Below are 8,857 nucleotides of genomic sequence, written 5' to 3'. Positions count from 1 at the left end.
TCTGGACGGTCGGCCTGATGGGCACCGCGACGATCGTGAGCTTCGCGCTCGGCACCCTCCTCGGCATCGTCGCCGCCTGGCGTCGCGGCAGCAAGTTCGATGTCATCGTCTCCGTCGGCGCGATTTTTGCCACCTCGGTGCCGGCCGTCGTCACCTCGCTGATCGTGCTCTTCACCTTCGGCTTCACGCTCGGCTGGTTTCCGAACGGTTATGCCGCCGACCCATCACTCGATCCGGCCTTCAGCCTGCAATATATCGGCAGCCTCGCCTATCATGGCATCCTGCCGATGGTGACGCTCTGCACCGTGCTGATCGGCGGCTTCACCGTCACCATGCGCAACAACATGATCAACCTGCTCGGCGAGGACTATATCGTCATGGCCCGCGCCAAGGGCCTTTCCGACCGGCATGTGATGCTCTGGTATGCGGCGCGCAACGCCCTGCTGCCGACCGTCTCCAGCCTTGCCATCGCCATCGGCACCATCCTCGGCGGTTCGCTGGTGACCGAGGTCGTCTATAACTATCCCGGCCTCGGCAATATTCTCTATCAGGCGATCCTCGCCCGCGACTATCCCGTCATCCAGGGCCAGCTCCTCATCATGACCGCGACCATGCTGATCGCCAATTTTATCGTCGACGTCAGCTATGTGCTGCTCGACCCGCGGCTGAAGGGAGCATGAGATGAAGAACCTGCTTCAAAACCGCAAGGCGCTGATCGGCCTCGTCATCATCGCTTTCATCGTCCTCGTCGCGATCGCAGCGCCCCTCCTGACGCAATACGACCCGGCTGCCCRCACCGGACGACCGCACCAGGCGCCGTCACTCGACCATATTCTCGGCACCACGCGCATCGGCCAGGATGTCTTCGCCCGGCTGATCTACGGTGCCCGCACTTCGCTTGCCGTCGGCTTCGGCGCCGGCCTGCTGATCACGCTCGTCGGCACGGCACTCGGCATCATCTCCGGCTATCGCGGCGGCAAGACCGACGAGATCATCAGCTTCTTCACCAATATGGTGCTGGTCGTTCCGAACCTGCCGCTGCTCTTGGTGCTTGCCGCCTTCATCGGCCAGGCAAGCCCCCTCGTCATCGCCCTCATCCTCGGCGCCACCTCCTGGGCCTGGGGCGCACGCGTCACCCGTGCCGAAACGCTCTCCGTCAAGCAGAAGGATTTCGTCAAATCGGCCGAGATGATGGGTGAGCCGCAATGGCGCATCATGACATTCGAGATCTTTCCCAACGTGATTTCTATCGTCGGCATCAATTTCATCGGCAGCGTCATCTTCGCGATCATCACCGAAGCGACGCTGGAATTCCTCGGCCTCGGCGATCCGAGAGCGATCTCCTGGGGCACCATGCTCTACAACGCGCAGAAGGCCTCGGCCCTTTCGGTCGGCGCCTGGTGGGATATTCTCACCCCCTGCTTCGCGCTCGCCTTCCTCGGCATCGGCATGTCATTGCTGAACTTCGCCGTTGACGAGATCGCCAATCCACGGCTGCGCACCGGCAATCATCTGAAGCGCTGGTCCCTGCTCGTCCGTTCCGGGGAGGGCCGCCTGTGACGCAGCCGMTGCTCTCGGTGAGAAATCTCACCATCGATTATATCGGCGAGGAAAAGGATTTCCGCGCCGTCAAGGATGTCAGCTTCGATGTCGCACCCGGCGAGGTTTTCGGCCTTGCCGGCGAATCCGGCTGCGGCAAGAGCACCATCGCTTTTGCCATCAGCCGCCTGCACAAGCCACCGGCGCTGATCCGCAAGGAAAGCCGCATCCTGCTCGATGGCCGCGACGTGCTCGGCCTCGACCGGCAGGCGCTCAGTGCGTTCCGCTGGCGCGAGGTCGCCATGGTCTTCCAGAGCGCCATGAACTCGCTGAACCCGGTGCTGCGCATCGAGACGCAATTCTACGACATGCTACGCACTCACAAGAACATGAGCCGCGCGGAAGCCCGCGAGCGCACCGCCGAGATGCTGACGCTCGTCGATATCGCGCCGGATCGCATGCGAGACTATCCGCACCAGTTTTCCGGCGGCATGCGCCAGCGCATCGTCATCGCCATCTGCATGGCGCTCGATCCGAAGCTCGTCGTCATGGATGAGCCGACGACGGCGCTCGACGTCGTCGTCCAGCGCGAAATCCTGCAGCGCATCAACGAACTGCGTCGCAGCTTCGGCTTTTCCGTGYTGTTCATCACCCATGATCTCGGGCTGATGGTGCAGTTCTGCGACCGCATCGGCATCATGCTCGCCGGCAAGCTGGTGGAGCAGAACACGGCCGAGGCGATCTACAGGACGCCCAAGCATGACTACACGAAAAAGCTCTGGGCCTCCTTCCCCTCGCTGCATGGAGGAGTGCTGCTATGACAGACGCCATTCTCGCACTCGACCAGGTGACGAAGGCCTTCGGCCATGGTTCCGGAGCCGTGCATGCGGCGCGCGCCATCTCGTTTTCGCTGCATGCCGGGCGGGCGCTGGCGCTCGTCGGCGAATCCGGCAGCGGCAAGACCACCTGCGCCCGCATGGCGATGCGCGAATATCTGCCGACATCCGGCCGGATTCTCTACAAGGGCCGGCCTGTCGAGGCGGCGAAATCCGCTGAGATCGCCCGTTACCGCCGCTCGGTGCAGATGATCTTCCAGGACCCCTTCGCCTCGCTGAACCCTGCCCACACCATCGCCCATCATCTCCGGCGGCCCCTGAAGCTGCATCGACCGGAGATCAAGGGGGCCGAGATCGACGTCGCGGTCCGCGAACTGCTGCAGCGCGTCAGGCTCGATCCCGATCTTGTCGCGCCAAAATATCCGCATGAACTCTCCGGCGGCCAGCGCCAGCGCGTCAACATCGCTCGCGCCTTGGCCGTCAAGCCGGAGGTGATCGTCGCCGACGAACCGACCTCGATGCTCGACGTCTCGGTGCGCCTCGGCGTGCTGAACCTATTGAACGAGATGAAGCAGGAGATGAATCTCGGTCTGCTCTACATCACCCATGATATCGCCACCGCCCGTTACGTCGCCGACGACATCGCCGTGATGTATGCCGGCCAGATTGTCGAATGGGGCAGCGTCGCCAAGGTGATCGACAATCCGCTGCACCCCTATACCCGTCTGCTCCTCTCGGCCGTACCCGATCCGGATGTCCGCTTCGACGACCCTAAGGCCCGGCTGAGGCCCGACGAGGTGGAGGACATCCGCCGCCGTTCGGCCGTGCCGCAGGGCGACATCATCGAATTCGAGCAGGATCATTTTATGCGGATGATCTGAGGCCGGCTTGCTGGCCTCCTCGCGTGCCCTATGCTAGGGGACGGTCTCTTTCATATGAGGCAAAATCGTCATGCTGCCCTGGATCCAGCTCGATTCCGCGACCATTCCCGGTGAAAGCGGCGAACTCAGGCTGAAGCAGCGCGGCAGCGAATTTTCGATCATGCTCGGCGCCAACGAGCTGATGAACAGTCGTCTCAGCGGCTCGGAAGAAGCGCTGGCGACGCTTTCCTGGGAACGAATCAAGGCGCACCCGAAGCCAAGGATATTGATCGGCGGGCTCGGCATGGGCTTTACCCTGCGCGCCGCCCTCACCGTCCTTCCCGAAGATGCCGGCGTCACCGTCGCCGAACTGGTGCCTGCCGTGATCGCCTGGGCACGCGGGCCGATGGCCGAGGTTTTCCAGGGCTGCCTCGACGACCCGCGCGTCGGCATCCATCAGGGCGATGTCGGCGAGGCGATCCGTTCCGGTAAAGGCGCCTATGATGCGATCCTGCTCGATGTCGACAACGGCCCTGATGGCCTGACCCGCAAATCCAACGACCGGCTTTACGATTTCGCCGGCCTTCGCGCCGCCCGCGAGGCGTTGCGCGCCGGCGGCGTGCTCGCCGTCTGGTCGTCCGGTCCGGACCCCGATTTCACGCGGCGTCTCAAGGACAGCGGTTTTTCCGTCGATGCGGTCAACACACGCGCCAACGGCAAACGCGGCGGCGCCCGGCACGTCATCTGGCTGGCGGTCAAGCCGGCGAAATGACGTTCAAGCAGAAGCAATCCTCCGGGCGGCATTGATGGCACGGCGAGCGCCGGAGCGCAGCTGCGCTGTCTCGGCACCGGCAATGACCAGATCGAAGCCGAATTTCAGCAGCTCGCCGGCCCGCTCGCCGTCCCCGGCGAAGGCGCAGGCGAATTTGCCGTGGGCGCGGCAGCGCGAAACCGCATGCTGCATGGCGCTGTCGATCTCGGCGGCGTTCGGCGCAACCTGGTCGCCGTTCGACAGGGCGATCGAAAGATCGGAAGGACCGATGAAGATGCCATCGATGCCGGCAACGCCGAGAATGTCGTCGATCGCCTCGAGTGCTGCCCGGGTCTCGACCATGGCGATGGCGACGGTGAGCGCGTTGGCGTTTTTCAGATAATCATCGGCCGACAGGCCGGTATGGTTCAGCGCCAGCGACGGTCCCCAGCTGCGGTCACCAAGTGGCGGGTATTTGGTGGTCTTGACGAAGGCTTGCGCGTCTTCGGCCGAATTGATCATCGGGGCGATGATGCCGGAGGCTCCGGCATCGAGCAGGCGCGAGGCGGAAGCGAAATCACCGACCGGTATGCGCGCCAGCGCTGGCTTGCCGGCAAGCCGCACCTGGGCGACGGCGTTCGCTGCCGAGGGCATGTCCCACATGCCGTGCTGCATATCCAGCACGATGGTGTCGAAGGCCTCCTGCGCCAGGTGATTGGCGAGCGTGGCGTCGGGAATCCCGATCCAGGCGGAGATCATGCCGCCGCGGTGTTGCCTGATCCGGTCCGCAAAGCCGTCGATTTCAGCTGCGCTCATGCCATTCTCCTCAATTCGACAGGCCGCCAGCGGCCAGATATTTGACCTCGGGGAACTCTTCGATGCCGAATTCCCTCAAAGCCATGTACGGGTTGCCGGCTCATCCTCTCCGGCGCAGCCGTGAAATAATGACCGTCACGGCGAGCCCCGCGACAGCCATGATGCTTCCCCAGAGAACCCAGATGCTTTGGTTGATCATGAAGCTGGATGACGGGTAGGGAAAATAACCGCTTCCCTGTGCGATCCAGATCAGTCCCAAGAGGATCATGAGCAGTCCAACGACGTATCCGACGGTTCGCGACATGCTTCGGCCCTTCCCTATGAATCGATGCCACAATGTCGATCGGCGTCGGTCATGACAAGACTTCTCTCCTGAACGCGAACATATTCCGGATGCAATGACACACCGGCCTCGGTCTGAATGTCAGGTCCTGCCGACTTCATCCACCAGCCAGGTGCTGAGCCTCTCGCTGTGAATATTTGCCGATCGCGGCGGTATCAGCCAGTAACCGCGGTCGCGTGCCTCGAGCGGCGGCCCGGCTTCCACCAGCATATGTTTAGAGAGAAGCGTATCGACCAGCCCCATCCAGCCGATCGCCACGCCCTGCTCGCTGAGAGCGGCCTGGACGACCAGCGAATAGGTGTTGAAGCTGACATCGCCGCGGCCGGCATGGAGATCGCGAGTAACGGAGAATTCGGCAAGATAACTTCGCCAATCGAACCAGGGCGATGGCGTCGGCGAATCGAGATGGATCAGGATCGCCTTGGCAAGCTGCTGCGGATCATCGAACGGCCCGTTGCGATCGAGAAATCCTCGCGTGCAGACGGGCACGACCTTTTCCTGYAGCAGAAGCGATCCGATGGCGCTGAATTCGGCCCGTGTGCCGAAAACCACCACCACATCTCCATCGTCACGAAAGCCGGGCTCAAGCCTCTGGGTGGCGACGATCTGTATATCCGTTTCCGGGTGAAGCTGGCGAAAGCCATGCATGCGCGGAATCAGCCAAAGCGCTGAAAAAGCATAGTCGGTTCTCAGTCTGACGACCGGCCTTTGAGCCTCAGTGCGGAAGCTGCGCGCCAGGGCATCGATGTCGCCGACCGCCTTGGCGGCGACCTGGAAAAGCCGCTCGCCCTCCGCGGTCAACTCGACGCCGCGATGCTGGCGGCGCAGCAGGATCACACCGAACTGCTCTTCCAGCCGCCGGATCTGATAGCTGACGGCAGGCTGCGTAAGGCCGAGAGCTGCCGCCGCGGCCGAAAAGCTGCCGAGCCTTGCGACCTCCGCGAAGATGCGCATCCACCCAAGCTCAGGCCGGCGGTCTGACATAAAAATTCCTTTAGGCAACGATCAAAAAAAGCCAGCTTTACAAGCATGATGATACTGGCTTTGATAAGATCTGCAAATAGCAAGGGGTGCCCCTTCAGCAGGACCTTCCCCGACCTTTGAGATCCCAGGAGACAATGTCACATGGCGCGTCCGAATATCCTCATCCTGATGGTCGATCAGTTGAATGGCACTTTCTTTCCCGACGGCCCGGCCGATTTCCTTCATGCGCCGCATCTGAAATCATTGGCCGAGCGTTCCGTGCGTTTCACCAACGCCTATACGGCAAGCCCGCTCTGCGCACCGGCGCGGGCCTCCTTCATGTCCGGACAATTGCCGAGCCGAACCCGCGTCTATGACAATGCCGCCGAATTCGCCTCTGACATTCCGACCTATGCGCATCATCTGCGCGCTGCCGGATACCAGACGGCGCTTTCCGGCAAGATGCATTTCGTCGGCCCCGACCAGTTGCATGGCTTCGAGGAGCGCCTGACGACCGACATCTACCCCGCCGATTTCGGCTGGACGCCCGACTATAGCAAGCCCGGCGAACGCATAGACTGGTGGTATCACAATCTGGGTTCAGTCACCGGCGCCGGGATTGCCGAGATCACCAACCAGATGGAGTATGACGACGAGGTCGCTTACCACGCCGCCCGCAAGCTGTTCGATCTCTCGCGCGGACACGACGAGCGTCCCTGGTGCCTGACCGTCAGCTTCACCCATCCGCATGACCCTTATGTCGCGCGCCGCAAATTCTGGGACCTCTATGAGGATTGCCCGGCACTTGACCCGGCGGTTGCGCCGATTGCCTTCGAGCAGCAGGACCCGCACTCGCAGCGTCTGATGAAAGCCTGCGATCACGACGCTTTCGACATCAGCGATGAGCAAATCAGGCGGGCAAGGCGCGGCTATTTCGCCAATATCTCCTATGTCGACGAGAAGATCGGCGACATTCTCGGCGTCCTGGAACGGACCCGCATGGCCGAAAACACCATCATCCTGTTCGCGTCCGACCATGGCGACATGCTCGGCGATCGCGGCCTCTGGTTCAAAATGAACTTCTTCGAAGGATCGGCCCGCGTTCCGCTGATGATCGCGGCACCCGGCTGGAAGCCCAAACGGATCGACCAGCCCGTCTCCACCCTCGACGTGACGCCGACGCTGGCGGGTCTTGCCGGGATCGATATCGCCTCGCTGAAACCATGGACCGAGGGCGAGGATCTCGCAGCGCTTGCCGAAGGCACCGGCAGCCGCAGCCCTGTGCCGATGGAATATGCCGCGGAGGGTTCCGAAGCGCCGCTCGTCTGTATCCGGGACGGACGATACAAGCTCTCGCTCTGCGAGAAGGACCCACCGATGTTGTTCGATCTCGAGACCGATCCTAGGGAATTCGACAATCTGGCGGCAGACCCGGCGCATGCCGAGATCTTGGCAAGGCTTGTCGAACAGGCCGGACGACGCTGGAACCTTTCCGATTTCGACGCAGCCGTGCGCGAAAGCCAGGCGCGCCGCTGGGTGGTCTATGCGGCGCTGCGCAATGGAGCCTATTATCCGTGGGACTATCAGCCGCTGCAGAAGGCCTCGGAGCGCTATATGCGCAACCACATGGATCTGAACGTGCTGGAGGAAAACCAAAGGTTCCCTCGCCAGGAATGAGCAAGAAGCACTTCTGATTTAAGCCGTCTTGCGCGCCGGCGCCTTGCGCAGGAAATCCTCGATGAACGCCTTCTGCAGCAGGATGCCATCCCATTCATCCGGGAAGAAGGGCGAGTCGTAGATCAGCGTGAAGGGACCGGCGTAACCGGCCCTCTCGCACATATCCAGGCACGTGCGGTAATCCTCGGCATCGAGGCCGGTAGCGCCGTAATCGGCCTTGGCATGGCAGATTTCTGCCCGGCCCATGATGTCGGCAAGGCCTTCATATTTGACCGGCGCCGGCCAGTTGCCGAGGTCGCCGTTGAGGCCGACCTTGCCGTCCAGCCGGTCCAGCAGCCAGTTCATTTCGATCGGCGACGGCAGCAGATCGAACCAGTTCTCGACGACGACGCGCACGCCGCTGCCTTCCGCCTTTCCGGCCAGCCAGTTCAGATGACGGGCGGCGCGGGTAAGGTTTTCCTCCGTCGGCTTCTGCTTGCCGGCAATGACGCGCATCCTCTGCGCCCCGAGGGCTGCGGCGATGTCAATCCACTCCGCCATCCATTTGACATCGCGTTCGGCCGTCTCCGGATGGCTCGGATCACCGTCCTCGACGAGCAGCGTCTGGAACAGCACGTTCGAGGCCGCCATTGCGTCACGCAATTCGCCTATATAGGCGGTATCGAGGCTCGTCAGATGAAAGGAACAGATCTCCAACCGGTTGACGCCGCGCGCCGAGAGCGCCGCCGGCACGTCGATCAGTGCCGCGGCGCCGGGGCCATAGGGTTCTTTCGCCGCAACACTTTTGTCAGGATCTGGGCTATAGGCATAAACGGCGCCGAGCAGCCGATGCAGCGACCATGTCGAAACCGCGAAACGTCCGTTTTGCAAAACCTGCACTTGCTTTCCTCCGGGATCTCCTCATGCCATCAATGGCAACTAAATCCGGCCGGTTCAATTGCCAATTCAGGCAAAATCGTCGCGGATGACCGGCTCGGCGGCAAGAGCAATCCCCAGCAGCGCTTCATCGCGATGGGCGGTGGCCGAAAGCAGCAGGCCGACCGGCATGCCAGCCTCGCCGGTGCCGCAGGGA

Annotated in this window: 10 protein-coding genes; 6 read left to right on the top strand and 4 right to left on the bottom strand. The window is 62.3% G+C overall.

Annotation, left to right across the window (positions count from 1 at the left end; genetic code table 11):
* From AC1D1Z_RS30485 to AC1D1Z_RS30465, 5 genes are all read left to right on the top strand, one after another.
* The coding region (locus AC1D1Z_RS30485; protein WP_477852600.1) for an ABC transporter permease at positions 1 to 680 on the top strand (680 nt) is incomplete at its 5' end.
* Between the two features lies 1 nt (position 681).
* A complete protein-coding gene (locus AC1D1Z_RS30480; RefSeq protein WP_477852598.1) occupies positions 682 to 1,560 on the top strand; it encodes an ABC transporter permease in 879 nt (292 codons plus the stop codon).
* The gene (locus AC1D1Z_RS30475) at positions 1,557 to 2,360 is read left to right on the top strand and encodes an ABC transporter ATP-binding protein (protein ID WP_477852597.1); all 804 of its coding nucleotides are present in this window, start codon (positions 1,557 to 1,559) and stop codon (positions 2,358 to 2,360) included. Before AC1D1Z_RS30480 ends, AC1D1Z_RS30475 begins: the two co-directional genes overlap by 4 nt.
* Positions 2,357 to 3,256, top strand: coding sequence for an ABC transporter ATP-binding protein (locus AC1D1Z_RS30470; RefSeq protein WP_477852595.1), 900 nt, complete (start codon positions 2,357 to 2,359; stop codon positions 3,254 to 3,256). Before AC1D1Z_RS30475 ends, AC1D1Z_RS30470 begins: the two co-directional genes overlap by 4 nt.
* 70 nt (positions 3,257 to 3,326) lie before the next feature.
* Positions 3,327 to 4,007 (top strand): spermidine synthase, encoded by a 681-nt coding sequence (locus tag AC1D1Z_RS30465; protein WP_113544389.1) that lies wholly within the window; start codon positions 3,327 to 3,329, stop codon positions 4,005 to 4,007.
* 3 nt (positions 4,008 to 4,010) lie between these two features.
* On the opposite strand, the gene AC1D1Z_RS30460 is transcribed toward AC1D1Z_RS30465, so the two are convergent.
* From AC1D1Z_RS30460 to AC1D1Z_RS30450, 3 genes are all read right to left on the bottom strand, one after another.
* Positions 4,011 to 4,802 carry an HpcH/HpaI aldolase family protein gene (locus AC1D1Z_RS30460; RefSeq protein ID WP_018448565.1) on the bottom strand — a complete coding sequence of 264 codons (792 nt, stop codon included), beginning with the start codon at positions 4,800 to 4,802 and terminating at the stop codon, positions 4,011 to 4,013.
* Between the two features lie 100 nt (positions 4,803 to 4,902).
* Positions 4,903 to 5,106, bottom strand: coding sequence for a hypothetical protein (locus AC1D1Z_RS30455; RefSeq protein WP_018448564.1), 204 nt, complete (start codon positions 5,104 to 5,106; stop codon positions 4,903 to 4,905).
* Positions 5,107 to 5,226: 120 nt separating this feature from the next.
* Complete coding sequence (locus tag AC1D1Z_RS30450) at positions 5,227 to 6,129, bottom strand: choline sulfate utilization transcriptional regulator (protein ID WP_477852593.1); 903 nt, start codon at positions 6,127 to 6,129, stop codon at positions 5,227 to 5,229.
* 141 nt (positions 6,130 to 6,270) lie between these two features.
* Here AC1D1Z_RS30450 and betC point away from each other — a divergent pair, with 141 nt between their 5' ends.
* Positions 6,271 to 7,785 (top strand): choline-sulfatase, encoded by a 1,515-nt coding sequence (gene betC / locus AC1D1Z_RS30445; protein WP_446964737.1) that lies wholly within the window; start codon positions 6,271 to 6,273, stop codon positions 7,783 to 7,785.
* 18 nt (positions 7,786 to 7,803) lie between these two features.
* On the opposite strand, the gene AC1D1Z_RS30440 is transcribed toward betC, so the two are convergent.
* Complete coding sequence (locus tag AC1D1Z_RS30440) at positions 7,804 to 8,664, bottom strand: sugar phosphate isomerase/epimerase family protein (protein ID WP_477852591.1); 861 nt, start codon at positions 8,662 to 8,664, stop codon at positions 7,804 to 7,806.
* Between the last annotated feature and the right edge of the window lie 193 nt (positions 8,665 to 8,857).

This window comes from Rhizobium sp. P1_E1 (assembly GCF_056406015.1).
The sequence above is the reverse complement of the archived record's forward strand: the minus strand, read 5'-3'. Positions and strand labels throughout refer to the sequence as shown.